Here is a 24933-nt window from a genome sequence, read left to right on the forward strand (position 1 = left end):
TTAACCTCCCAACACGGTAAGCAAGGCCCCAGGTGAGCAGCCGAGCAATCGTTCAGCCGCGCGTATCACACCCATGGCGCGGCGCCGCAATTCGTCTGATTCGCCTGGGAAGAAGCCATCATCGGTCAGCATAAAACCAGCAACCAGCACGACCTCCGCATCCTCGAGCGGCTGTTCGGATTGAAAGGCGCCTGCGCGAACACCTTCCGCAATCGCGGCGGCCAACACGGGGGCGAGCCGTCGCACCGTATACAGCACCGATCGAATGTGGAACGCGGAGTTTTCCGGGGAGTGAAGATCCGCAATCACTTCCGGCGTAGCGTCGGTCACTCGTGCGGATCGGATCACGCCCACAACTTTTTCCTCTGGACTCACCTCACTAGCCACAACGACTTCCGCACGCGCCACAATCGCGTCGGCCGTGCGCGCGATAATGGCATCCATGATCGCCTCTTTGTTCCGAAAGTGGTAGTACAAAGTACCTTTGGCGATGCCGGTTTCAGCAAGGATGTCTTCGATGGTGGTGGCTTGGTAGCCCTTAGCGCTGAACAGTTGTTGCGCGGCGTCGAGAATCAGCGTTTTCCGTTGAACGCCAGGTAAGCCAGGCATGTGAGTTCCTCCAAACACGTCTACCGACCGACGGTCGGTTGATACCCTCAAGCCTAACAAAGCCCACAGCCAGGCACAAGCACGTTTCGTGCACACCCAGCTGCGGGCCACGCTCCCCCGATGGCGAACTAACCTGCGATTGCAGGATCCAGCTCGGGCCATGGACGCAACCGCCCATTCTGATACAAAAGCGGCGTTGCATCCTCCCGGAAATCGCAACCGCGAACAGTTACCGCAAGAATCACATGGTCACCGGCGATAAAGCGATGCGTGACCTCACCCAAAAACCAGGCAACAGCGCCAGCGATAAACGGCACCGAATCACGGCGCTCAATCTCTACGCCGGCAAACCGGTCGTGGCCGTGACGAGCAAACGACACCGCCGTTTCCGTATGGTCCGCCGCCAACACCGAAATTCCAATCGGCGCGCCTTGCTGCAAAAACTCGTGCGAACGGGAGGATTCGTCGATACTGACCAGCACCATTGGTGGTTCCAGTGACAGTGAAGCGAACGCACTCACCGTCAATCCCACATCCTCGCCATTCGAATGTGTAGTCACTACGGTCACCCCGGAGGGAAAATTGGCCACGCTTTGCCGATAATGCGTCTGCGTTGGCCGCGTCACGGTCGTGTTCATAGGCCATCACGCGCCCTCGCCAACTCCCACCGCAATTGCGACTCCGACGGGGACTGGACCGGGATAAACGCCGCCTCGCGGAACCTTCGCGACGCCGGAGAGCGTTGCGCATAGCCGGCACCACCAGCCACGCGCACCTCAATGTTGGCTGCGGAGGTGGCGCAAGACGCGGCGTCGAGACGCAATTCCAGCAGTTCAACGGCGGTTGCCTGGGGTAAGCGCCCAATAATGTCCTCTTGGCGCGCCACCACGCCCTGAATCTCCTCGGCGACCCGCGCCACATCCGCGCCGAACGTCTCATTCACGCCCGTCAGGCGCGCGGAAGCCGCCGCAACCGCAGCCTCGGCGACACCGACGCACTCCGCCACCTGCAACAACACAAATGTCGGGCGCACCTCGGCGATAAACGCTTCGAAATCGTGCGAAATGATCTGCGATTCCGGAACAAAAACATTGTCCAGGGTGACCCACGCGGACGCCGTGGCGTTCAACCCCAGCAAACCGAATGGGGACCCGAATTCCACGCCTTCGGACTGGCTTTCGATATAGAACACGATGCGGTCGCCGTGAACGGTGCGCGCGGCGGTGACCAGCACGGCGTCATCGTACAGATTGGACGCCCAATTCAACTTGCCCGAAATTCGATACCCGCCGGCGACCGGCACCGCGTGCAGCTCAATCTCGCCACAACCAGCGAACTCTTTAAACGCGGCCGCCATGCCGGTCACGCCCGGCCGCTCACCTCGTTCCAACTGGCCGATAATCGAATCAATATGCGCATTGGTGGCTGCGCGGCGTAGATACTCCAGCGTCATGCGGTGAGCCCAAGCGGTAAAGCCGGCGGAGAGGTCGAGCCGAGAAATCTCCCGAATGGTTCGTGCGGTTGCCAGCAGCCCCTCGCCGAGTTTTTCGGGACCAAGCAGCGGCAGGATGTAGCGCGCATCCACCGTCCCGGAATCCACCGCGGCCGCGTTCGAGGATACTTCCTGTAGCACATCTGGGTGCGTTCCCAGCGGCGCCAATTCGATGCGCTCAATAATTGCCGTCGTCATGGTTTATGCACCTTCGATCACGAGTGTGGAAGTCAGGCTGGCTGGGCGAGTGTAGGTATTGACCACAGGCGACCATCGCAACGCATCCTGGTGGATCTTTTCCAAGGTTTCGCGGTCGGCGTCCCCGTCCAAGGTGACCCGCACACGGACGTCGGAAACGCCAGGGCGTTTGCCCTCGCTCACGTCACCCACCCCCCACGTCGGGGAGATGTCGATGTCGCCCTCAATATCAATTTCAATCTTGGTAAGCGTCACGTTCCGGTTCGTGGCAATCGCCTGAATCCCCACCGAAATGCACGCGGCCAACGCGGCCTGGGCGACCTCGGTGGGGTTCGGCGCGGAGTCGTCGCCAAGCAGTGCCGGGGGTTCGGACACCAGCACCGGCTCAAGGTGGCGAACCTTGGTCACATTGCGAAACAGCCCGTCCGCCTCCGTGTGGGTACGCACCGTTTTCTTCGCGCCCTCTGGGTGGTCGATGTTCTTCTGCGCTAACGCCTGGAGCGCGTCCTTATCGATCGGCTGCAGCGGTTCGCCGGGGCGGTGGTTGGGGGTCAAGTCGCTCATAGTTCGTCGTGGACCTTTCAGGTTTGGCGGTGACATGGTTCGGCGCGGCGGCGCTGAACTCGTTGTCCGACCCTAACACGAACTAGACCCGTTTGTGAACAGCTCGGTCTATCTTTGGGCAGATTTTCTCGGATCCAACGCTTGGGCTGCGCGGAAAAATATTCACGCCCTACATGCAACTTTGCCAATACGCTGGACATTTCACACATCACACCGCTACTCTCAGCAGGCAGGCCAGCAAGACAGCTCGGTCTATAAAGATTCGAAATGCCACACTTCCGAAGGTTGCTCGCATGCCCCCACACTCCCCTCACACCTCTCGCAGGGCCCTGTTGCAATACACCGCGCTCGCCGCGGCAGGACTTCCGCTCGCAGGTATGGCAAGTGCATGCGCCAGCAATACAGCACACTCCGCCCCATCCGACCGCGAGCTCACCATCGGATACATTCCCATCGCCTGCGCCGCACCCCTAATCCTCGCCCACAGCAAAGGCATGTTCGAACAACAAGGGGTGCGTGTGACGCTGAAAAAGTTCGCCGGCTGGGCAGACCTATGGAGCGCCTACGCCACCGGGTTGCTCGACATCGCACACATGCTCTCCCCCATGCCGCTCGCAATCAATGCTGGCGCCACCAACGGTACTCGGCCAACCGAAGTTCTGTTCACCCAAAACACCAACGGCCAAGCCATCACCCTAGCCAGCAAACACGCAGGCCACGTAACAACCGCCGCAGATTTCCGCAACAAGGTGATAGGCATCCCATTCGAATATTCGGTCCATGCGTTACTGGTGCGCGACTACCTGGAAAGCCACGGCGTAAATACCCGCACGGAAGTGGAACTCCGCCTGTTGCGCCCCTCGGACATGGTTGCCCAATTGCGGCTCGGGGGTATCGACGGGTTCGTCGGCCCAGAACCGTTTAACCAACGCGCCATCGACAGTGGCGCCGGCCGAATTTTCAAGCTCACCAAGCAGCTGTGGCCCGGGCATCCGTGCTGCAGTGTCGCGGTGTCGCAAGATTGGCGCGCGAGCCACGCCGAGGATACTGCCGCGCTTACCCGCGCGCTTGCGGACGCCGCCGAATTCGCCAACAACCCCGAACACCAGTCCGAGGTTGCAAACATTCTTGCGCAGGAAAAGTACCTGAACCAGCCGGCGGAACTGCTGCAACCCGCGCTCAGCGGCCACTACCACGACTGGCACGGCAAACCCACCGTGGACCACGAACGCATTATCTTCGGCAGCCCTACCGACAGCACCGCGTTGACCTGGATGGCCACCCAAATCGCCCGCTGGAACCTCGGCGGCAACGCGATCACCATGGACGACGCCGCGCTCATCCGGCTCGCGGATTCCGTGCTCCCCGCAACGCCACCAGCGGCTGGACCCCAACCGCTGCGCAGCGACCGAATTGTGGTCAACGGCCGCGAGTTCGACCCAAATCTGCCCACCCTCGGATACTAGGAACCCCACCATGCACCAGACCGAAATCAAACAAGCGTCCGGTTGGCGCGCGGCCGGCATCGGCGTCATACTGCTGTGCGGTGTGCTCAGCCTGTGGCAGTCTGCGGCAACCTTTGGATGGATCAGCGACCTCGCACCCACGCCAGCGCGCACCATCACCCGCGCCTACGAAATTCTGTCCGATCCCTTCTACCGCGACGGCCCGAACAGCGTCGGGATTTTCTGGCACCTTGTCACCTCCCTGCGACGCGTACTCACCGGATTTTTCATCGCCACGGCCATCGCCATCCCCACCGGTTTCCTGCTGGGACGGAGCACCGCTCTCCGCTGGGCAGTGGACCCACTCATTCAAATTCTGCGCCCCGTGTCCCCGCTCGCCTGGCTGCCCCTGGGACTGGCCCTGCTGAGCAATTCCGAACGCACCGCCATCTTCGTCATCGTGCTATCCGCGCTGTGGCCAACGCTCCTCAACACTATCGACGCCGTGCGCAACGTCAACCCCACCTACCTACAACTCGCCGCCACCTTAGGCACCCCGGCATGGGCCCAGATCATCTACGTCTGGCTCCCCGCCGCCCTCCCCGGAATCGTAACCGGCCTGCGGGTTTCCCTGTCCACGTCGTGGCTGGTCATCATCGCCGCCGAAATGCTTGTTGGCGGGCAAGGCATCGGTTTTTTCGTCTGGAACCAATGGAACCGCCTGGATATTAACTCCATCGTGGTGTCCATCCTCATCATCGGCGCCACAGGGTTAATCCTGGACCACCTCGTCGCCGCAATTCAGAAAGTTGTTCGATATGACTAACGCTGTATCCGCTGCCGAAACTCCTACCGAATCTCACGGCGCCCACGTCAACTTAACCGAAATCACCAAATCATACGGGTCGACGGAAATCATCGCCCCCACCTCCGTGCGTATTTTCAGCGGCGAATTCGTGTCCATCCTCGGCCCGTCCGGCTGCGGGAAATCAACCATTCTCTCGATGATCGCCGGGCTGGCGTTCCCCACCACCGGCACCGTATTCGCCGCGGGCCACCCCGTCACCGCGCCCGGACCGGATCGGGGCATGGTATTCCAGCACCATGCCCTGCTGCCCTGGATGACCGCCAAAGGAAACATCGAGTTCGGACTCAAATCCGCCCGCCCCGAACTCGGACCTGCGGAACGATCGCGCATCGCCGACCGGTTCCTCGCCCAGGTGGGGTTGGCGCACGCCGCCACCCGACGCCCGGCGCGGTTGTCGGGCGGCATGCAACAACGCGTCGGACTCGCACGAGCATTCGCCGTCGACCCGGATATTCTGCTACTTGACGAACCATTCGGCGCCCTCGACGCCCTCACCCGCCGCGAATTACAACTCCAGTTGCGAAGCGTGTGGGAGGCCAACAAACGCACCGTCATCATGGTCACCCACGACGTGGACGAAGCGATCACGCTTTCGGATCGCATCCTGGTCATGTCCCACGGCCCCAGCGCCACCGTCATCGCGGACCTCGACGTGGGCCCCTCCCCCGACCACACAGAGCTACGCGAGCATTTGTTGGAGCTCCTGGAGCACTCGCCGAAGGCTCCTGCGACGCTCAGCTAGAATACGACGCATGAAAACGTCGCTGGTGGCGCCGCTCGTCGCCGTCCTTGTCACCGTCACCTGCGTGTGCACCGCGGCGGTTGTATTCCTCACCCGCGTCGATGCTTCCGACACGCAATCGCAACCACCGGCCAGCAGCGTCACCCACACCACCTCGACCACGCCGCCGGCGCCGCCACCAAGCGTAAACACGGGTCCGGCTCCGATGGATGTCGGCACGTTCAGTATCGAAGGTGTGGTCCCCTTACACGGCGCTACCTACGATTCCATGCCGTACGTACTTCCCCTCGATCCGGCCGGACCGCAAGACACGATGGTGCGCTGGGTTGAGGGCTGGGGGCAGCCACCGTCACGCGCCCACGAAGGCACCGTATATATCCTCGGGCACGCATGGGCACAGCAGAAACTCGTGTTCAACCCTATTTCCGAATACCTGTCTGCCCAGGCGCCTCTCGACGCCCCGCCCGTACCAGCCCCCGCAGTCTCCGGCGGCACCATCCCCCGCTACCCGAGTCCCGGCCTCAACGGCTCGACGTTGCGCACCACGGACACACACGGCGCCGCACGCGAATGGGTTGTCGATAACGCCTGGTTGATCCACAAGCAGGACGCCATCGAAGACGCCGAACTTGTGGATACCACCATCCCCGGCCGCATCATCCTCATCGCCTGCGCGGTGAAAGACGGCCAAGACTTGGACTACAACGTCATCATCTCAGGCCACCTCACCTAGCAAGCCTCGCAATCTGCGGGCGGCTGCGCTAGTGGCGGCTGCGCTAGTGGCGGCGGCCGCGGCGGAACGGCCCCCGTCCGGAAACCGTGTCAGCATCATCGCCGTCGTCTTGTGCGTCCAAATGGGCAATAATCTTGTCCAAAAGGCCGAACAACTGCTGGCGTTCCTCGTCGGTGAGGGCAGCCGTGGGATCAAGGCGCGCGTTTTCCTCAGCCTGTTCCTTTGCCTGCTCGACACCGGCTTCCGTCAGGGAAACGAGTTGATCGGCGGCATCGGCCGGATTCGGCGCACTCGTGATCAGCCCGGAACCCGCCATAGCATTGAGGACCTCAGCTAACGCTTGCGGTGGGGCGCCCAGGACGTCCACCAATTCCTGTTGCCCCATCGGGCTGCGCTCGTTCAACAGCGACAGCACACGCGATTGCGCGACGAATAGTTGGAGCTGGCGGCGCCCAAGTCCACGCTTGGCACCCATCCGGGATTTCATGGCAGCACGTTTCAGGTGCATACCAATCTGATACATCCGGTAATCGAAGCTATCTTCGTTAAATTGGGGACGTCCGGGAGGCCCGCCTGCGCGCTCGCCCCCAGGACGCTGAGAAAATCCAAACACGATGAAACTTCCTTTCTGCTTAGGGTTCCTGCTGCACACCCTAGCAGCCCGAACGTGCAGCTCACGAACGCGGAAGGAGCGGTGGGGCCGGGGCTGGCCGCGGCGTCGCTAAGCATTTTCGACACGCTACGGGGTTGGCTAGTAGGGTGAGGAACCGTGACTATCGCCCCCAACGGCCGCAAATTACTTCGGATCGAAGCTCGGAACGCGGAAACGCCGATTGAAAGCAAACCACGTTGGATTCGCACCACCGCTAAAACCGGGCCAGAGTTTCAGGACATGAAACGCCGCGTCGCCGGCGCATCCCTGCACACCGTATGCCAAGAAGCTGGCTGCCCGAACGTGCACGAATGTTGGGAATCGCGGGAGGCGACGTTCCTCATCGGCGGTTCGCAATGCTCACGGCGCTGCGACTTCTGCCAAATTTCCTCCGGCAAACCCGAACCGCTCGACCGCGACGAACCCCGCCGCGTCGCCGAATCCGTGCGCGAAATGGGCCTCAACTATGCCACTATTACCGGCGTCACGCGCGACGACCTCCCCGACGAAGGTGCGTGGCTGTACGCCGAGGTCGTCCGCCAAATCCACGCCCTCAACCCGAATACCGGCGTGGAAAACTTGGTGCCCGACTTCTCCGGAAAACCCGAGCTTTTGCAGGAAGTCTTCGAATCCCGGCCCGAGGTATTCGCACATAACATCGAAACTGTGCCGCGGATTTTTAAACGCATCCGGCCCGCATTCCGGTACGAACGTTCACTCGACGTCATCCGGCAAGCACGCGACTTCGGTCTGGTAACAAAGTCAAACCTGATCCTCGGCATGGGAGAAACCTTCGACGAGGTTACCGAATCGCTGCGCGACCTTAAAGACGCAGGCTGCGACATTATTACTATCACCCAATACCTGCGCCCGGGCCCGATGTACCACCCCATCGAACGCTGGGTAAAGCCGGAGGAGTTTGTCGAACATTCCAACATGGCGACCGAACTCGGATTCACCGGCGTCATGGCGGGACCGCTCGTACGTTCGTCCTATCGTGCGGGCCGGCTGTACGCGCAAACCATCGCAGCCCGCGGCGAACAACTGCCCGCAAACCTGCGACACCTCGCCGAAACCACCGAAGGCTCCACCGCGCAGGAAGCCTCTTCCCTGCTCGCCAAATATGGCGCCTCCCAAGACACCCCGGTGGTCAGCCGCTAACTCCGCTGCTCCGAGGCGCACTGCGACAATGACGCCAACGATGCAACATCGAAGGCGTTTCGACGCCCCCGCTGCCATCCCCTATTCTTGAAGGCATGGCAGACGCACGCAAGCAGAAAGAAAACTCTGCGCAGAAGGAAGGCTTCGGCGCGAAGTTCGCCCGGTTTAAACACAACTGGGCACAAATGTGGCAAGCCTTCCAGATTCAGCGCAAGCAGGACAAAAAACTCGTCCCGCTCTTGCTGATCACTATCATCGGTATCGCATTCGCGTTTTTCCTCGTTGGTTTGGCGTGGAACGGCCAATGGTACATGCTCGTGTTAGGCCTATTGGTTGGCTTTACCGCCGCCCTGTACGTGTTCACCCGCAGGGTGGAGCGCTCCGTCTACGACAAGGCCTCCGGGCAACCCGGTGCTGCCGGTTGGGCGCTAGAAAACTTGCGCGATGGCGTGGGCATGGTCTGGAAGACCAAAACGGCCGTCGCGGCGACGACACACATGGACGCCGTGCACCGCGTCGTCGGCGTCTGCGGAATTGTACTCGTTGGCGAAGGTGAAATGCACCGCGTCCGCCCGTTGATGACGCAACAGAAAAAGCGCCTCCAGCGTGTAGCAGGCAACGCTCCCATCTACGAAATGTACGCCGGTGAAGGCGAAGGCCAAGTGCCCATCCGGAGCCTGCAACGCGAGCTCATGAAACTGCCTCGCAACATGAAAAAGAACGAGGCTGTGGCGCTGGCCGCACGCGTGGATTCCATTGATAGCCGCGGTGCACAAAACGCTGGGTTGCCGAAAGGGCCGATCCCGAAAGGTGCGCGCGTGTCCGGCATGAACCGCCGCGCGCGGCGCGCCTCAGACCGCAAAAAGCACTAACATTCGGATCCGCTCCGAACGCGGCGTGCGCATCACCCACGCCACCACGCCCCAGGGACGTTCGTTGGTTGTAAACCACTTCGCAGGTTTTAGAACACAACGCCACACCCTGGGGCGCATTCGTGCGAAGTTGCGGCAAAGCTCACACCTAGCTCTCTAGGGTGTATGTCGAATGAATCTACTGCGTGAGCTTTGCATTATCAGCAAGCAATAAGGAAACCAAGATGCCCTATTACGGGGGTTGAACACAGGTGCACTGCTACCAGCTTTTGTGGCATTGACTGCTGGCCACCATTCACTAATCGCGCCGTAAGCACCGCAAAATCTTGAGGCGGTATGCACCCCGTGCCACGATGGAAGCGTGCATCTGTTAGTGGAAAACAAGCTGTTAGCCCTGTTAGTGATTATGTCCTTGGGGTTGCTCCTCGGGCGCATTAAAATCGCCGGATTTCGTCTTGGCGTCGCGGCCGTACTGTTCGTCGGCCTCGGCTTTGCCACACTAGAACCAGATATCACACTGCCGTCGATCGTATTTATCATCGGCCTATCTATGTTCGTATACACGATCGGCTTGGAAGCGGGCCCCGGCTTCTTCGAGTCACTGCGCACCACAGGCATCCGACACAACGTGTTTGGGTTGGCCATGATCGTGATCATCACCATCGTGTCCTACGCACTGGTGAAAGCGTTTACCATCGATTCCCCCTCCGGCGCCGGCATGTTCACGGGTGCACTCACGAACACACCAGCAATGGCTGCGGTTGTGGATACGCTTCCTTCGCTTATCGGCGAAGACGTGGATACCAAAGCGCAACTCGAACTCCCCGTGGTGGCCTATTCGCTCGCATACCCGATCGGCGTGCTGGGCGTAATCGTGTCAGTTGCGGTGCTTGCAAAAGTGTTCCGTATCGATCATGACCAAGAGGCCCGTGACGCTGGCGTGGCAATCCAGGAGCTGCTCACTCGTCGCATCCGCGTCACCAAGGAAGGCTTGCCCTCCGTCACCACGATGCCGCTGCGATTCGACCTGGAAATCATCATTTCCCGCATCGAACACAACGGTAAATTGTTCCTCCCTGAGGCTGGCGACCACGTAGACCCCGGCGACATTGTCTCCGTCGTGGGCACCGAAGAGGAAGTAGCGAAGGCGCAAAAACTCATTGGCGAATTCCTCCCAGGCGACCCCACCCATGATGACGGCCTCGACTACCGCCGCATCTTCGTCTCCACCACAGAAATGGTGGGCATTCCACTGCGGAAACTCCGCCCCCGGCTCGATCACATGCTGGTCACCCGCGTCCGCCGCGGCGACGCCGACATGGTGGCAACCCCCGATACCATCCTGCAACTCGGCGACCGGGTCCGCGTGGTGGCCCCGCACGAAAGTATCGACCGCGCCACCCGCCTTTTCGGTGACTCGTACAAACGCATCTCCGATATCAACCTGCTGCCGCTTCTCCTCGGCCTGTCCGTGGGCGTGCTCATCGGCATGATCCCCATCCCGTTGCCCGGCGGCACCGCCTTGAAACTCGGTAGCGCCGGTGGCCCCCTGATTGTGTCGCTCATCCTCGGTGCCATCGGCCGCACCGGACCGGTGGTATGGCAGGTACCCTACGGTGCCAACCTAGCCCTCCGCCAGCTAGGCATCACGCTGTTCCTCGCCGGCATTGGCACCACCGCCGGCGCCGGATTCGGCAAAGCACTTGCAGACCCGCGCTCGCTGACCATCCTCGCGGTGGGCGCAGCAGTGACCATGATTTTCAGCCTGCTTACCCTCATCACCGGCTACAAGGTAATGAAAATTCCCTTCGGGCAGGTCGCCGGCATCCTCGCCGGGCTGCAAACCCACCCCGCAGTGCTCAGCTACGTCTCCGACCAAACCAAGAACGAGCTTCCCAGCATTGGCTACACCACCGTCTACCCCATGGCTATGGTGGCAAAAATCGTGAGCGCGCAGGTACTGCTGTTCCTCCTTTTCTTATAGCTTCTTGTAGCTTCTTGTAGCGCTCTTCAAAATAAACGTGTCTGTGGCGGGATCACTCAGCCATTTCTTCCGCCGGACACGCAACATTGGGCCCACGGTTCATCGATTGTGTGGCCCAATGTTGTGTCTCTGCCACAACCCGCGTGGTGCGGCGTCAGCCGAGGATAACGGCGGTGCCTGTCGCACGATCATGAAGCCCCCGCCCATCCGAATCGACGAGAATCGGCGGGAACACGAACACCGTGAGCATGGTCCGCACTAAGGCGCGAACGAAGCCGACGCGTTCTGGGGCGTCGATACGCGCCACACCCATGCGCATCACCGCCTGCCCCGGCGTGCGAGCAAACAACGTTACGGAAACCACGCCGAGCACAATGAACACCAACAAGGTTACGGTGGAAACCCCTCCCAACGCGTGCGTGAAGTTTGTGATGATGATGGCCACAAACATGCACAAAAACCAATCGAACGCTAGGCCGCCGACGCGCCTCATCACGCTAGCGAGCGCCCCCACCCCGCGTTCCGGCAACCCAAGCTTCTCGCCCGGCCACCGCCCTGGGGCAAGCGGGTCTTCAAATTCGGCCGGGATCTGCGGCCCGTCCAGCCAGCTGTGCTTATTGTCTGCCATGCCTATCAAGATAGCCCGGCCGGCCAGGCAAACGCACTTTGCACCGGCGAGACGCCGCATACTCTAGAAACGGTGGCAATGACGCTCAAGCGTTCACCCTAAGTGTCGGCCGGATTCCAGGTTGGGGTGCACGCGAGCAGCTCACCCTTTTTCAGGACCATGGTTACGGTCGACCGACAGATATAGGTAGAATGCCCCTCGTGCGAATGTTCTCTAGCGATGGCAGCGGCGGGTTGTCCGCGCGCTGCCCCGCTCACCCGTTCGCCCATGCCGTTGTTGTGGGCGGTCTCGCCCACCGGCTTTCGCAAGACAATACCTGCCCGCCATCCACTAGGAGTGTCCAGTGGCGTTCAATACCATCGAAGACGTAATTCAGTACATCCGCGACGAAGACGTGAAGTTTGTGGATATGCGGTTCACCGATGTCCCAGGTGCCGAGCAACGAATTACGATTCCGGCCGAGACTTTCACCGAGGAAGCTGCTGAAGAAGGCTTTGCCTTTGATGGTTCCTCCATCCGGGGTTTCACCACCATCGACGAATCTGACATGAACTTATTGCCGGATGTGAGCACCGCTGTGGTGGATCCGTTCCGCAAGGCAAAAACGCTGAACATCAAGTTTTTCGTCCACGACCCGTTTACCCGTGAGCCGTTTTCCCGCGACCCGCGCAATGTTGCCCGCAAGGCGGAGGAATACCTTGCTTCCACCGGGATTGCGGATACTTGTTTCTTCGGCGCCGAAGCCGAGTTTTACCTTTTTGACAAGGTGACGTTTGCTACGGACACGCACGAAGGCTTTTATGCTATCGACGCGGACGCCGGTTGGTGGAACCGCGGCGCCGACGTCACTCTTGGCGGCGCCCCGAACCGCGCCTACACAACGCGACTGAAGGGCGGCTACGGCCAAACCGGACCCCACGATGTGTATGAGGAGCTAAGGGATGACATGTCCCTGCTGCTGAGCAACGCGGGCTTCACAGTGGAACGCCAGCACCCCGAGGTTGGCACGGGCACCCAGCAGGAAATTAACTACAAGTTCAACACGTTGTTGCACGCGGCGGATGACTTGCAGACCTTCAAGTACATCGTCAAAAACGCGGCATTCCGCGCCGGCCGTACCGCGACGTTCATGCCGAAGCCGTTGGCCGGCGATAACGGTTCCGGCATGCACGCGCACCAGTCCTTATGGAAGGACGGGAAGCCGCTGTTTCACGATGAGTCCGGCTATGCGGGGCTTTCCGACCTCGCCCGCTACTACATCGGCGGCATTCTGCACCACGCGGGCGCTGTGTTGGCGTTTACCAACCCGACGTTGAACTCGTATCATCGCCTCGTGCCGGGCTTCGAGGCACCCATTAACCTCGTGTATTCGCAACGCAACCGTTCCGCCGCCGTCCGCATCCCGATCACGGGTTCGAACCCCAAGGCGAAGCGTATTGAGTTCCGCGCGCCGGACCCCTCCGGAAACCCGTACTTCGGATTCGCCGCCATGATGCTTGCGGGCCTCGACGGCATTAAGAACCGCATCGAGCCGCACGCACCAGTAGACAAAGACCTCTACGAGCTTCCCCCGGAGGAGGCCGCGTCCATTCCGCAAGCCCCGACATCGTTGGAGGCGTCTCTGAAAGCGCTCGCCGAGGACCACGATTTCCTCACCGAAGGCGACGTTTTCACCGAAGATCTACTCGAAACGTACATCCGCATGAAGTACGAGCACGAGATTGACCCGGTACGCCTGCGCCCCACGCCGCAAGAGTTCGAAATGTACTTCGACTGCTGATTCCGCCTTACCCGCAGCCAGCCTCCCTTGGCGCTGCGGGTTTTTGCCGCCTACGCCTCGCCGATCCCGAGTATCGACGCCCCGCGCACCGCCGTCGAGCCCCTCAATACCGCCTCCACATTCCTAGCCAAACCAATTCCACAGCTTTCTGTCTCCCAACACGTATAAGCTAGGACACTTACAACATAAAGCGCCCCTTATATTGGGGGCACTAATTGGGCTAACTCATCTGCTTAGAACACTGAATCCTTCGAATGAGGATGCTAACCGGAAGTGGCCACTCCAATTGCGCGCAACATACCACTAAATAAATGATCCGATACCTGCAGTTTCGCAGCATAACAGCACCAAACTAAAATCTTGCGGACAATACTCACTCGGAGATATGGACTACATAGCGGTCAACGCAAACGCTTGATAACGTGCAACCCATCATTGACCTTACGATTGATTAGGTGATGCTTTCACCCCATCGGGTGAAGTAAATTTATCTTGCGCCCTATCAAAACGATACAGTTGAAAAATTCTCGGGCATGTGCACGAGAGAAATCCGGACCACCGGCCCCAAACCGCCTGGTTAGATCATTTTTATTTCCAAGATCAGGCCAAAACTGCACGTCCGCCATCCTGAGAGCATCGTCAGCGAGGGGTCAGAAAACCCATAAATTTACTACAGTGGTGCACAACATTAAAAGCAGCGCACGAGAGAGTGGGATGCTTCCATTCTCGATTGGGCACCGCCATAAGTTCTACCCCCTATCAACTCGATAGCAAAGAGCTATTGACGTAGCGCAAACTCGTGATATCGCCAAAATGAACGGCCCGCACAGCCCCTGACCAGCGGGACTGCGAAGGTAATCCAAAACTCCAACGAGCGCCAGCACGCCAAACAGCAGATTGTGCACCCCCCAGAAACGGGGGCGAAAAATGTCAAAAAATCTCGCGCCGCACAAGAATTGAAGTCCATTGATCCGACCATCACGCGACGCCTCCAACCTAAGTAGCAGGTATGCTATTACCCCCGTTGGTCGCTTATGCAACACCACTTTTTGCGCCCCGATTCCGGGCTCCCGGCTCTCGTTTGCCACACACCGTTTGCGGACCTCAAGCCGCCAGTCGCGCCCGGAATCGAGTTCAAAACCGAAGCGAAACCATTTCATATCCCCGAGAGATACCCCCTTGGTTTTGCGCCATGTAACGCGCAGAAAACCCCACGTCCCAGGCCGCGCAATACGCAACAAAAGCTACCTAAAACCTAAGACTAGTCTTAAATTTTGGACCGCCGATCTGCCCTTCATGCAGCAAATCTACGCGAAACGGTGGCTAATCATTCACTTTTCAAAAGCACACGAATCAACCAGACTTCATGCCGATTTACCAGCTCTTTACCGCCTTAGCCACAAAACGTTACATCGCGCAAGGTCGAATATAACCTGTTTCAAGATTGCTGAGAGTAGCCCATGGAATCCATCCGTACACACGTTTTAAGAAACCCTGCGAATCACCACACCCAACAGTCACCCGTTTTCAATAAAGTAGCTAGTCACGGCGAAGTTTTTGCTCGCACTGACGTGAGCTTCACAGGATTAGGCCACATCACCGTTTCCGTCAGTCACCCCCGTGTGCGATTGGCAAAATGCTCTACACAAACGCTATAAATACAGCTACTTTGTCCATAACTTGAGCATCAAACGTCGATACAAATCGCCCCAAACTGCAATGGCCAACCCCCCAATCAAGGGCCAACGCTTCGCTCCGACCGTTACAGCACACCCCAAACTGTATTGATGTTGCAGCCCCTGAATTCGCTTTTTATATAACGCACAAGAAATATAATAGGTTTGGCGTAATAGTGCCTTGAACCGTCGTTCCATAAACTTTCAACTTCGACAAATTAGCACATTTCGCACTATTTAAATCCCACCCCCATAGCAAATTTACAGCATTTTCGGTGCAGGGTCTGATGTTGCTCATTTAGGCTGGTGAACCAGTGCACCCCCTGCGCCAAGATTGTGGCTCCTGAAACAAATTGAACGTGCACAATTAAAGCTACCCCCGAATTGCACAGGTTCGCTTCGCACGACATACTCAACGATGTGAACAAGCCCAAGACCCATTTGAATCTCGACGACCTCGTCTGCTTCTCTTTGTACTCAGCAGCTCGCGCACTCCAGCAAGTGTATCGCGGCCACTTGGACCGGTGGGGTATTACGTACCCGCAGTACCTCGTGCTCGTGTGCTTGTGGGAAGAAGATGGCCTGAGTGTGAATGAACTCGGTGAACGCCTCCACTTGGACAGCGGCACCCTGTCTCCTTTGCTGAAGCGCATGGAAGCTGCAGACCTGTTGGTTCGTCTGATTGATCCTACCGATACGCGCCGTCGTATCCTTTCCCTGACCCAACGCGGTCGCGACCTCGAAGTTGAAGCCGGCCCGTTGCAGCGCTGTGTCGCTGCCAGCGTGGACCTGACCCGCTTCGAGCTTGCCGAACTGCACCAGCTCACCGGCCGTGTGGTGGAATCCCTGAACAATCGTCGCGTCCCCATGGATGGCCGCGCATTCTCCGGAGTTCGCCGAAACCAAAAGGTACAAAACTAAGTCCGATTCGTCTCCTCGGACTCAAACAACCTCGTTGATGCGGACACGAACACCCACATCAACACCTGTCCCCCAATACTTTCAGCGCACATCGTCTCCCAAATCTAATGCGCTAGCAGAGTATTCCACCTAAGAACCCGGCGTCGATTGCCCCTCGACGCCGGGTCATGAGCATATGTGCTCGCTATAGGGGTGCGTTTCATAAGAGTCACGCCCGGAACATTATGCACGCAGGTGTTCCGACACGATGTAGTGTGAACAAGCCGTTTCCCAATTCGGCTCAGCAATCAGTCGGCTGGCGTTTCAAGAAAAGTTCCGGACATCTTTGTAGACAATCTCACGTCTACGCACCGGTGACATTTTACCCCAGCGGTTCTAGAGTGGTCGATATGTGCCCCACTACTACCACCAAAACCCCTTCAACCAGCATCAACGTTGCGGATACCATTAATGAATACCTGCAACGCTCAGACTGGCGGGTGCATGCCAACGCCAACCAAGATTTCTCCCTGGGTGGGTTAATGCTCAACACCAACGGCAAGGTAGTAGCCAACTTTTGGCTCAATGAAATATTCCACCCAGACGCAGGTCAGGCGCACCGCGAGGGAGATATCCACATCCACGACCTTGACATGCTCTCTGGCTATTGCGCGGGCTGGTCACTCCGGCAACTGATTCAAGAAGGTTTTGGCGGCGTCAAGGGCACCATTTCCTCCGGCCCGCCACGGCATTTTTCCTCCGCCTGCGGCCAGGTCGTCAATTTCCTAGGCACCCTGCAAAACGAGTGGGCCGGCGCACAGGCGTTTAGCTCGTTTGACACTTACATGGCCCCGTTTCTGCGGCTCGACAACCTTTCCTACGATCAAGTCGAGCAAACCATGCAAGAGTTGATTTTCAACTTAAACGTGCCTAGCCGATGGGGAACCCAAACACCTTTTACCAACCTCACGTTCGACTGGATATGCCCGGATGACCTGAAAGACGAATACCCGCTCATCGGCGACGAAGTATGCGAATTCACCTACGGCGACTTGCAGCCGGAGATGGATTTGATCAACCGAGCTTTCCTCGCCGTCATGGCAGCGGGCGACGTCGACGGCCGCCCGTTCACCTTCCCCATCCCTACCTACAACATCACCCCGGATTTCGATTGGGACAGCCCCAACGCCCAAGCGCTGTTTTCCATGACCGCCCAATACGGCTTGCCTTATTTCCAGAATTTCATTAACTCGGATATGGATCCGGGCATGATTCGCTCCATGTGCTGCCGTCTCCAGCTTGACCTTCGTGAACTGCTCAAACGAGGCAACGGACTGTTCGGTTCAGCCGAGCACACCGGCTCGATTGGAGTGGTGACGCTCAATTGCGCGCGCTTGGGGCATGTCTTTTCGGGCGGCCCGGAAACAGCATTGCTGGAGCGGGTAACGGAGCTGGTGAGACTGGGCGTCGATACCCTTGAGCGACGGCGCGCGACAATTGCGGAGTTCCTCGAACTGGGGCTATTCCCCTACACGGCGCGCTGGTTACCGGACCTGAACAATCACTTTTCCACCATCGGCGTCAACGGCGTCAATGAAATGGTGCGCAACTTTACCGACGACGCGTTCGACATTACGGATCCGCAGGGGCACGCCATGGCCGCCCACCTACTCGACCACATAAACGAACTACTGGTCGAGGCGCAAGAACGCACCGGTCACCTGTACAACCTGGAAGCCACACCCGCGGAGGGCGCCACCTACCGGTTCGCGCGCGCCGACCGCGAGCGATTCCCCAACATTATCCAAGCGGGCACGAAGGAAGAACCGTACTACACGAACTCCACCCAGCTACCCGTCGCACATACACCCGATCCTTTCGCGGCGCTGCAGGCACAGGACGATCTCCAGACGCGCTACACCGGCGGCACCGTGCTGCACCTCTACATGGGGAGCGCGGTGAGCAACGGCGAAGCCTGCGCAAACCTCGTACGACGGGCCCTCACCAACTTCGAACTCCCGTACGTTACCGTCACGCCCACATTCTCCATTTGCCCCGCCCACGGCTATCTATCTGGCGAGCATCCGGCCTGCCCTCACTGCAACGCAGAAACCGAAGTGTGGACGCGCGTCATGGGCTATTTTAGGCCCGTGGCCAGCTTTAATACCGGCAAGAAAGGTGAGTTCCATGAGCGCGTGTACTTCGCTGAACCACCCGCCGCCTGACCTGCCAACGGCGGGTTTCCTCCCCTTCTCTGCCACCGATTGGCCCGGCAAGCTCACCGCAACTGTATTCACACAAGGCTGCCCGTTGCGCTGCAGCTATTGCCACAATCCACAACTCCAACGGTTCGGCGCCGCGAGCGGCAATTTTTCCGACGTCATCAGCCTCCTCGCGCGCCGCCGTTCGCTTCTCGACGCCCTCGTGTTCACCGGCGGCGAACCCACCACACATCGCACGCTCCCGGACGTAATCGAATACGTGCATGCAATGGGCTTTCCAGTCGGCCTGCATACCTGCGGTTACTCACCAAAACGCCTGGCGCGGCTTTTCGCTCGTCCCGAAACGACGCCGGACTGGATTGGGCTAGATGTCAAAGCGCTGCCTGGGGACCTACCTGCCGTTACCGGCTGCACCCCGAGAGTGGCCGAGCGAATGTGGGATTCCGTAGCGCTCGTCGCCAAGTCGGGGGTTGACGTGCAAATTCGCACCACCGTCTGGCCGGATTCCGTGGTCTCCCGCGGACTCAACGAACTGCGCGAACGGGTAGTAACACTAGGGTTACCCCCGCCCGTCGTACAGGTTGCACGCAACGTAGATTCGTGGGGATATTACATGGCGGGCTAAAGCGCAACTGGTGGGGGCACACACCTACACCTTTTGCCGCCCACGGACGTTTGAGCTCGCTTTTTCAGGATAAAAGCATCAAACATAGATGGCTTGTTCGAAGTAGTCAAGTGCCATAACCCCCGCCGCGCATTGTGCACAACTTTTACTGTATATTTCAGCATTGGGCAACATATCCGCGATGCTTTTCCCCACCGGCTCCCCAAACCCACCCCGAATGCCACCATGCAATCCCCGCCCAACCCCGAACGAATGCATACTTGCTACATGATGAGCGCACTACAACGCTCAATGCAAAACACGCAACCGCTGACCTGCAGCCACCCCAGCATTCTTCCTTTACGGTGCCCCTGAAGAATGAAAAGACCAGCCCAGGTCACAGCGGAAATGCGCGGCCCAATCAGTCCCCGAGCTCCATAAAAACCTCCAAATTCATAAGGAAGGCGACAGCGGCTTCATCGAGGAGCTGGGCGCGGGCGGCGTCGTCAAGCTGAATGTTGTCCAACGCGGCGCGGTAGGCGTCCTTGTAGGGCTTGAGTTTCCCGATGCCTGCGAACGTGAAGAAGGTTACGGCGTTGTCGGAAACCCCATAGTGCCGTTGCACCATCCGGCTGATCACTTGGCCGCCGGAGAGATCGCCAAGGTAGCGGACGTAATGGTGAGCGACGAGGCGCGCGGCGTCGCCAGTTTGCGCGATGTGATCAAGCCGCGCCACGTATGCTTCAGTCGCCGGCAAAGGGCGCAGACGCGCGCGCCACTCGGAGGAGCCGTGCAGGGCATCCAAATCCGCTTCGAGTGCAGGCACTCGCTCTAGCCGGGGATCAATAATATTTGCAGCAATGGGGTCGCCTGCGACGGCTCGGGCGGCGCGTTCCAACGCGGAGTACACAAACCACATTTGGCCGTGTAGCGCTGCGTATGCATCGGCATCGAGTTCGCCGGCGAGCAATTGCCCCATAAAGTTGGAATGCTCAGCACGCTCGTGCGCCTGTGCGGTTGAGTCCTTCAGTTCTGCGGAAAGCCGCGCGCTCGGGCGGGCGGCCGTGGCGAGGGTCATGGCGGAAACGTCCTTTACCGTCGGAAAATTGTTCAGCGCGGCGGGCTTGGTGCCGCAGAAAATTGCTCCGCGAACAGCCCACCCACACCCACCATTTAACTAAGGTTAGGCACACCTGAACATCAAACGTTTGGATGAAAAGTGCGGTCCATTGGTGGTGGTCTCACACGCCGAAAAGTAGCGCCAGCACCGCGCGACCGACGTCTTACGGCTCAAACGTTGCCTCGCCCCAAAACACCTCGTCCACAACTTGGCGGGCCCGGCGGGTTAAGCGCAAGTAGTTTTCAAGGAAATCTTGGTACTCTGTGGGGTCCCACCCCGCAGCACCAGCCACCTGGGCAAGTTGCGGGCCGGGCTGCGGCAGCTGGTCAGTACGTTTACCGCGAACCAGCACCAGCGCATTACGCGCCTGGGTAGCTGCCAACCATGCCGCCCGTAGCGTCTCCGCCTGATGTTTCGGCAGCAACCCCTCCTGCTCAATCACGTCAAGGCATTCCAAGGTGGAAGTGTTGTGCAGGCCAGGCACCTCGTGAGAGTGCAACATGATGAGTAATTGCACCGTCCACTCAATATCCGTCAGTGCACCCCGACCCAGTTTCGTATGGGTATTCCGGTCGGCGCCGCGAGGAAGACGTTCGTTATCCACGCGAGCTTTCATGCGCCGCACCTCGCGCACCGTGTCCGCCGATACCCCACCCGGCGGGTAGCGCAACGGGTCAATACGGTGCAAGAAATCCCGGCCCACTTCTTGGTCACCTGCGACGACCGTGGCGCGCAACAAGGCCTGAATCTCCCAAGTCTCGCCCCAACGCTCGTAGTACTTTTCGTACGAATCGACCGTCCGCACGATTGGACCAGACCTCCCCTCGGGGCGCAGGCCAAGGTCCACCTCAAGGGGCGGATCGTCACTAGGTTTTGCCAGGCGGCGGCGCATCCGGTCGCAGACGCTGATCGCCCAGCGCACGGCGTCGCTATCCGAGATGCCATCGGCGGGCTGGCACACAAACATCACGTCAGCGTCGGAACCATACCCCAGTTCCGCCCCGCCCAACCGCCCCATGCCAATCACCGCAATGCGCGCCGGCGGCTGTTCCCCTTCCTGCAGGCTGGCGCGGATTTCGGCGGCTAGCGCAGCGTCAAGCACCGCGTCCCACACGAGCGACAAGCTACGGCACACCTCCTGCACCCCCATCATGTCCAGCAGGTCAGCTGCCGCCACGCGCGCCAACTCCGCGCGCCGCAGGGAACGCGCCGCACGGATCGCCTTGTCCGGATCGTTATAACGCCGCGCTGCGGCCAGCAATGACCGCGACACCGTATCCGGGGACGCGCCCAGCAGTTTCGGCCCTGTAGCGCCATCGCCAAGGAGTTTCACGGAGTCCGGGGTGGCCAAGATCAAATCCGAAACATAAGGCGAATTGCCCAGAATACGCATAAGGCGCTGCCCCACAACGCCTTCATCCCGAAGCATGCGCAAGAACCATTGCCGGTCCTCCGCCGCATCCGAGAGGCGCCGGTAATTCAGCAGCCCCATGTCCGGGTCCGCCGTTTGGGAAAGCCACTCCATCAACGTGGGCAGCAACATCGCCTGGATTTTCGCCTTGCGGCTGCGACCGGAGGCTAACGCGATGAGATGCTCGTAAGCACGGTCCGGGAATTTGTAACGCAACGCCGCGAGTTGCAGCTTCGCGGACTCGGCAGACAGACGCAGCGTTTCCACGGGCAAACTCGCCACCGAATTCAACAGCGGACGATAGAACAATTTTGCGTGCATGGAAGAGATTTGGAGCGCCACTTTTCGGAAGCGTTCCCCCAACTCATCCGCCGCTGTGCCCTGATTACCGCGCGCCGTAATCCCCGCCGCGCGCGCCAACCAGCGCAATTGTTTCACGTCCGTATCCGCAGGCATGGTGTGGGTACGCCGTAACCGTTGCAGCTGCAACCTGTGCTCCAGCAAGCGCAGGAACTCATATGCGGAAATCAGGGCGTGCGCGTCCTCGCGGCCGACATAACCGCCTTTCATCAACGCGGTAAGCGCATCCACGGTGCCGAGTTCGCGCAAACTTTCGTCCACCCGACCGTGCACCAACTGGAGCAATTGCACCGCGAACTCCACGTCCCGCAGGCTGCCTTTGCCCAGCTTAAGTTCCCGCTCCCGCAGCTCGGCGGGCACATTGTTCACTACCCGACGGCGCATCGCCTGCACGTCGTCGACAAAACTTTCGCGTTGGCTGGCGCTCCACACCAAGGGGGCAAGCGCGGCCACGTACTGGCGCCCGAGTTCCATCGAACCCGTCATCGGCCGCGCCTTTACCAGGGCTTGAAACTCCCAAGTCTGCGCCCACCGCTTGTAGTACGCCTGATGGCTCTCCAACGTACGTACTAACGCTCCCTGTTTTCCCTCGGGGCGCAGCGCCGCATCCACCTCAAAAAAGCACCGACAACCAATGCGAATAAACTCACCTGCCAGCCGGGTGGTACGGGCGTCCGCGGGCTCCGCCACGAAGATGACATCCACGTCCGAAATGTAGTTCAATTCGCGAGCACCACACTTGCCCATTGCCACCACCGCGAGCCGCGCGGGGACAGGCTTGTCGCCGTACACACCGGCAACTGCCACGGACAACGCTGCGGTGAGCGCGGCGTCGGCAAGATCGGACAGGGCGCCGGAAATCACCGTGAATGGAACGTGCGGTTGACCCGGTCGGCGGGGGGATTCCGGGTACGTTCCCGCCAAATCGTGCGCCGCGATCCGCATCAGCAAACTACGGTACGTACGTTTCAGCAGCGGCTCCGCCTCCGCGCCCGTCACGCCCGCCCGATAGGTGCCCGGCGTACGCAAATCCGCGGTGGCGGTATCGGCGTCTTCATCAGCAACCGCAACGTTGGAATCGTCCATGTGTACTAACTCTGCGGGCGCGGCGTTCACGCACTCCAGCAACGCCCCCATCATCTCCGTGGCCGACGGTAACTCCAAGCGCAGCTGCGGCCACAGGTGCGGGTTTGCCACCAAGTGGTCCCCAAGGCTTGTCGACGCCCCCAGCAACGCCACCAAACGCACCCGCAGCGGCACCTCCTCCCGCAGCGCCCTGTCCAGTTCGCCACGATCATCCCCCAGCGCTTCCATCAAACGCACAAGCGAATTGAGTGCGAGGTCGGGGTCGGCGGCGCCGGTCAAACTCCACAGCAAATCCACCGAATCCTCGTTCATCCACCCCAGCCACTCTAAATCCGCCTGTGCGTGCGGCCCCTCCAAACTCAACCCGCCTGGAGTTGGAAGCGAACGACGAGTGGAACGCGGGGTAGCCATGGTGCTCCTTGGGGGTGAAAATACGGGGTGCGTTATTGCAGGTATTCGTGCCTAATAGTCTAAGTTTGTGCGCAGCTCCCAAGACGTGATCTGCGACTGATAGTCCTGCCACTCGCGCCACTTATTGCGTAGGAAATACTCAAAAACGTGCTCACCCAGCGTCTCAGCAACGAGCTCCGATTGCTCCATGAGACGCAGCGCCTGATCCAAGCTGCCTGGCAAATCTTGGTACCCCAACGCGCGGCGTTCACGACGTGTCAACTTAGAGATATCATCTTCCGCCGGATCCGGCAGCTGGTACCCCTCCCGAATCCCCTTCAAACCCGCCGCCACCAGCACCGCATACGCAAGATACGGGTTGCACGCCGAATCGGGACTACGCACCTCCACGCGGCGCGAATTCACCTTGCCCAGCCGGTACGTGGGTACGCGCACCATGGCGGAACTGTTGGAAACACCCCAGGTAGCTGCCGTCGGGGCCTCATTACCGAACATCAAACGTTTATACGAATTTGTCCATTGGTTGGTGACGGCCGTGAACTCCGGCGCGTGATGCAAAATCCCCGCGATAAATTGCCGCGCGGTGCTGGACAACGAGAACTCATCATCCGGATCGTGGAACGCATTCGTGTCCCCCTCAAACAACGACAAGTGCGTGTGCATGGCGCTGCCCGCGTATTCCGTAAACGGCTTCGGCATAAACGTAGATCGAACCCCATTTCGAAGCGCTGTCTTTTTCACGATGTAGCGGAACGTCATAATGTTGTCCGCCATGGTGAGCACATCCGCATACCGCAGGTCAATCTCCTGCTGCCCCGGCGCGGTCTCGTGGTGCGAAAACTCCACCGAAATCCCCATCGACTCCAACGCATTCATCGCATCGAATCGAAAGTTAGGCGCCTTGTCCGTCACAGCTTGGTCGAAGTAGCCGCCATTGTCGGTGGGCACTGGCGGGCGGCCATCCGTAGCCAACGACTCCACCAAGAAAAACTCGATCTCCGGGTGGGCGAAACAATGAAACCCGTCATCGGCCGCCGCCTTCACCTGCCGCCGCAGCACCTGCCGTGGGTCCGCGTACGACGGCTGCCCGTCCGGCATGGTGATATCGCAAAACATCCGCGCAATATCCGTGGATTCTCGCTTTTCAAACGGCATGAGTTGAAACGTCGATGGGTCCGGCCTGGCGATGGTATCCGCCTCGGATACTCGGGAAAAACCTTCGATTGCGGAACCGTCGAAACCAATCCCCTCTTCGAACGCGCTCTCGAGCTCAGCGGGAACCACGGCCACGGACTTCAAATACCCCAAAATATCCGTAAACCACAGCCTCACAAACCGAATATCGCGCTCTTCGATCGTGCGCAGCACAAATTCCTGTTGGCTATTCATTCTTTTCAATCTAATGGACGTCGCCG

Annotated in this window: 20 protein-coding genes; 11 read left to right on the top strand and 9 right to left on the bottom strand. The window is 59.5% G+C overall.

Annotation, left to right across the window (positions count from 1 at the left end; genetic code table 11):
• From Q4D83_RS01645 to Q4D83_RS01660, 4 genes are all read right to left on the bottom strand, one after another.
• Nucleotides 1-609: a TetR/AcrR family transcriptional regulator gene (locus tag Q4D83_RS01645; protein WP_303172397.1), complete on the bottom strand. Its 609-nt coding sequence runs from the start codon at nucleotides 607-609 to the stop codon at nucleotides 1-3.
• A gap of 128 nt (nucleotides 610-737) precedes the next feature.
• On the bottom strand, nucleotides 738-1247 hold the full coding sequence (locus tag Q4D83_RS01650; RefSeq protein ID WP_303172398.1) for a flavin reductase family protein: 510 nt from the start codon (nucleotides 1245-1247) through the stop codon (nucleotides 738-740).
• Nucleotides 1244-2299 (bottom strand): acyl-CoA dehydrogenase family protein, encoded by a 1056-nt coding sequence (locus tag Q4D83_RS01655; protein ID WP_303172400.1) that lies wholly within the window; start codon nucleotides 2297-2299, stop codon nucleotides 1244-1246. Before Q4D83_RS01655 ends, Q4D83_RS01650 begins: the two co-directional genes overlap by 4 nt.
• A gap of 3 nt (nucleotides 2300-2302) precedes the next feature.
• The gene (locus Q4D83_RS01660; RefSeq protein WP_303172401.1) at nucleotides 2303-2863 is read right to left on the bottom strand and encodes an OsmC family protein; all 561 of its coding nucleotides are present in this window, start codon (nucleotides 2861-2863) and stop codon (nucleotides 2303-2305) included.
• A gap of 293 nt (nucleotides 2864-3156) precedes the next feature.
• Between Q4D83_RS01660 and Q4D83_RS01665 the strand changes: the two genes are divergently transcribed.
• Genes Q4D83_RS01665 through Q4D83_RS01680 form a run of 4 tightly spaced genes read left to right on the top strand, consistent with a single transcriptional unit; the run spans nucleotide 3157 to nucleotide 6651 of the window.
• Nucleotides 3157-4329 carry an ABC transporter substrate-binding protein gene (locus Q4D83_RS01665; protein WP_303172402.1) on the top strand — a complete coding sequence of 391 codons (1173 nt, stop codon included), beginning with the start codon at nucleotides 3157-3159 and terminating at the stop codon, nucleotides 4327-4329.
• A 10-nt stretch (nucleotides 4330-4339) separates the two neighbouring features.
• Nucleotides 4340-5134 carry an ABC transporter permease gene (locus tag Q4D83_RS01670; protein ID WP_303172403.1) on the top strand — a complete coding sequence of 265 codons (795 nt, stop codon included), beginning with the start codon at nucleotides 4340-4342 and terminating at the stop codon, nucleotides 5132-5134.
• Nucleotides 5127-5918, top strand: coding sequence for an ABC transporter ATP-binding protein (locus Q4D83_RS01675; RefSeq protein ID WP_303172404.1), 792 nt, complete (start codon nucleotides 5127-5129; stop codon nucleotides 5916-5918). The genes Q4D83_RS01670 and Q4D83_RS01675 overlap by 8 nt, the downstream gene beginning before the upstream one ends.
• A gap of 10 nt (nucleotides 5919-5928) precedes the next feature.
• Nucleotides 5929-6651 (top strand): sortase, encoded by a 723-nt coding sequence (locus Q4D83_RS01680; RefSeq protein ID WP_303172406.1) that lies wholly within the window; start codon nucleotides 5929-5931, stop codon nucleotides 6649-6651.
• 43 nt (nucleotides 6652-6694) lie between these two features.
• Here the strand turns inward: Q4D83_RS01680 and Q4D83_RS01685 are convergent, their stop codons facing one another.
• Nucleotides 6695-7264: a MarR family winged helix-turn-helix transcriptional regulator gene (locus Q4D83_RS01685; protein WP_303172408.1), complete on the bottom strand. Its 570-nt coding sequence runs from the start codon at nucleotides 7262-7264 to the stop codon at nucleotides 6695-6697.
• Between the two features lie 156 nt (nucleotides 7265-7420).
• On the opposite strand from Q4D83_RS01685, the gene lipA reads away from it, so the two are divergent.
• The 3 genes from lipA (at nucleotide 7421) to Q4D83_RS01700 (ending at nucleotide 11320) form a co-directional block, all read left to right on the top strand.
• Entirely contained in the window at nucleotides 7421-8464 is a 1044-nt protein-coding gene (lipA, locus tag Q4D83_RS01690; protein ID WP_303172411.1) for a lipoyl synthase, read from the top strand.
• 95 nt (nucleotides 8465-8559) lie between these two features.
• Nucleotides 8560-9336, top strand: a complete 777-nt coding sequence (locus tag Q4D83_RS01695; RefSeq protein WP_303172413.1) for a DUF4191 domain-containing protein — start codon at nucleotides 8560-8562, stop codon at nucleotides 9334-9336.
• Nucleotides 9337-9697: 361 nt separating this feature from the next.
• Nucleotides 9698-11320 carry an aspartate:alanine exchanger family transporter gene (locus tag Q4D83_RS01700; protein WP_303172415.1) on the top strand — a complete coding sequence of 541 codons (1623 nt, stop codon included), beginning with the start codon at nucleotides 9698-9700 and terminating at the stop codon, nucleotides 11318-11320.
• A 154-nt stretch (nucleotides 11321-11474) separates the two neighbouring features.
• Here Q4D83_RS01700 and Q4D83_RS01705 read toward each other — a convergent pair whose 3' ends face one another.
• Nucleotides 11475-11948, bottom strand: a complete 474-nt coding sequence (locus Q4D83_RS01705; protein ID WP_303172416.1) for an RDD family protein — start codon at nucleotides 11946-11948, stop codon at nucleotides 11475-11477.
• 343 nt (nucleotides 11949-12291) lie between these two features.
• Between Q4D83_RS01705 and glnA the strand changes: the two genes are divergently transcribed.
• The 4 genes from glnA to Q4D83_RS01725 all read left to right on the top strand — a co-directional run bounded on the left by glnA (nucleotide 12292) and on the right by Q4D83_RS01725 (nucleotide 19151).
• Nucleotides 12292-13728, top strand: a complete 1437-nt coding sequence (gene glnA, locus Q4D83_RS01710; RefSeq protein WP_303172419.1) for a type I glutamate--ammonia ligase — start codon at nucleotides 12292-12294, stop codon at nucleotides 13726-13728.
• A 2096-nt stretch (nucleotides 13729-15824) separates the two neighbouring features.
• Complete coding sequence (locus Q4D83_RS01715) at nucleotides 15825-16325, top strand: MarR family winged helix-turn-helix transcriptional regulator (protein WP_303172420.1); 501 nt, start codon at nucleotides 15825-15827, stop codon at nucleotides 16323-16325.
• Nucleotides 16326-16714: 389 nt separating this feature from the next.
• A complete protein-coding gene (locus Q4D83_RS01720; protein WP_303172421.1) occupies nucleotides 16715-18529 on the top strand; it encodes a ribonucleoside triphosphate reductase in 1815 nt (604 codons plus the stop codon).
• Nucleotides 18492-19151 (top strand): anaerobic ribonucleoside-triphosphate reductase activating protein, encoded by a 660-nt coding sequence (locus Q4D83_RS01725; RefSeq protein ID WP_303172423.1) that lies wholly within the window; start codon nucleotides 18492-18494, stop codon nucleotides 19149-19151. The genes Q4D83_RS01720 and Q4D83_RS01725 overlap by 38 nt, the downstream gene beginning before the upstream one ends.
• A 400-nt stretch (nucleotides 19152-19551) precedes the next feature.
• Here the strand turns inward: Q4D83_RS01725 and Q4D83_RS01730 are convergent, their stop codons facing one another.
• The 3 genes from Q4D83_RS01730 to Q4D83_RS01740 form a co-directional block, all read right to left on the bottom strand.
• Entirely contained in the window at nucleotides 19552-20208 is a 657-nt protein-coding gene (locus tag Q4D83_RS01730) for a heme oxygenase (biliverdin-producing) (RefSeq protein ID WP_303172424.1), read from the bottom strand.
• A gap of 205 nt (nucleotides 20209-20413) precedes the next feature.
• The gene (locus Q4D83_RS01735) at nucleotides 20414-23518 is read right to left on the bottom strand and encodes a bifunctional [glutamine synthetase] adenylyltransferase/[glutamine synthetase]-adenylyl-L-tyrosine phosphorylase (RefSeq protein WP_303172426.1); all 3105 of its coding nucleotides are present in this window, start codon (nucleotides 23516-23518) and stop codon (nucleotides 20414-20416) included.
• Between the two features lie 51 nt (nucleotides 23519-23569).
• Nucleotides 23570-24907: a glutamine synthetase family protein gene (locus tag Q4D83_RS01740; protein ID WP_303172429.1), complete on the bottom strand. Its 1338-nt coding sequence runs from the start codon at nucleotides 24905-24907 to the stop codon at nucleotides 23570-23572.
• Nucleotides 24908-24933 lie beyond the last annotated feature (26 nt).

It is taken from the genome of Corynebacterium sp. (assembly GCF_030532715.1).
In the GTDB taxonomy this organism is placed as follows: Bacteria; Actinomycetota; Actinomycetes; order Mycobacteriales; family Mycobacteriaceae; genus Corynebacterium.

What these genes read in the sequence shown, in the direction of transcription:
- Q4D83_RS01645 (WP_303172397.1), bottom strand. Translation starts at nt 609, where the DNA reads ATGCCTGGCTTACCTGGCGTTCAACGGAAAACGCTGATTCTCGACGCC.
- Q4D83_RS01650 (WP_303172398.1), bottom strand. Translation starts at nt 1,247, where the DNA reads ATGAACACGACCGTGACGCGGCCAACGCAGACGCATTATCGGCAAAGC.
- Q4D83_RS01655 (WP_303172400.1), bottom strand. Translation starts at nt 2,299, where the DNA reads ATGACGACGGCAATTATTGAGCGCATCGAATTGGCGCCGCTGGGAACG.
- Q4D83_RS01660 (WP_303172401.1), bottom strand. Translation starts at nt 2,863, where the DNA reads ATGAGCGACTTGACCCCCAACCACCGCCCCGGCGAACCGCTGCAGCCG.
- Q4D83_RS01665 (WP_303172402.1), top strand. Translation starts at nt 3,157, where the DNA reads ATGCCCCCACACTCCCCTCACACCTCTCGCAGGGCCCTGTTGCAATAC.
- Q4D83_RS01670 (WP_303172403.1), top strand. Translation starts at nt 4,340, where the DNA reads ATGCACCAGACCGAAATCAAACAAGCGTCCGGTTGGCGCGCGGCCGGC.
- Q4D83_RS01675 (WP_303172404.1), top strand. Translation starts at nt 5,127, where the DNA reads ATGACTAACGCTGTATCCGCTGCCGAAACTCCTACCGAATCTCACGGC.
- Q4D83_RS01680 (WP_303172406.1), top strand. Translation starts at nt 5,929, where the DNA reads ATGAAAACGTCGCTGGTGGCGCCGCTCGTCGCCGTCCTTGTCACCGTC.
- Q4D83_RS01695 (WP_303172413.1), top strand. Translation starts at nt 8,560, where the DNA reads ATGGCAGACGCACGCAAGCAGAAAGAAAACTCTGCGCAGAAGGAAGGC.
- Q4D83_RS01705 (WP_303172416.1), bottom strand. Translation starts at nt 11,948, where the DNA reads ATGGCAGACAATAAGCACAGCTGGCTGGACGGGCCGCAGATCCCGGCC.
- Q4D83_RS01720 (WP_303172421.1), top strand. Translation starts at nt 16,715, where the DNA reads ATGTGCCCCACTACTACCACCAAAACCCCTTCAACCAGCATCAACGTT.
- Q4D83_RS01725 (WP_303172423.1), top strand. Translation starts at nt 18,492, where the DNA reads ATGAGCGCGTGTACTTCGCTGAACCACCCGCCGCCTGACCTGCCAACG.
- Q4D83_RS01730 (WP_303172424.1), bottom strand. Translation starts at nt 20,208, where the DNA reads ATGACCCTCGCCACGGCCGCCCGCCCGAGCGCGCGGCTTTCCGCAGAA.
- Q4D83_RS01735 (WP_303172426.1), bottom strand. Translation starts at nt 23,518, where the DNA reads ATGGCTACCCCGCGTTCCACTCGTCGTTCGCTTCCAACTCCAGGCGGG.
- Q4D83_RS01740 (WP_303172429.1), bottom strand. Translation starts at nt 24,907, where the DNA reads ATGAATAGCCAACAGGAATTTGTGCTGCGCACGATCGAAGAGCGCGAT.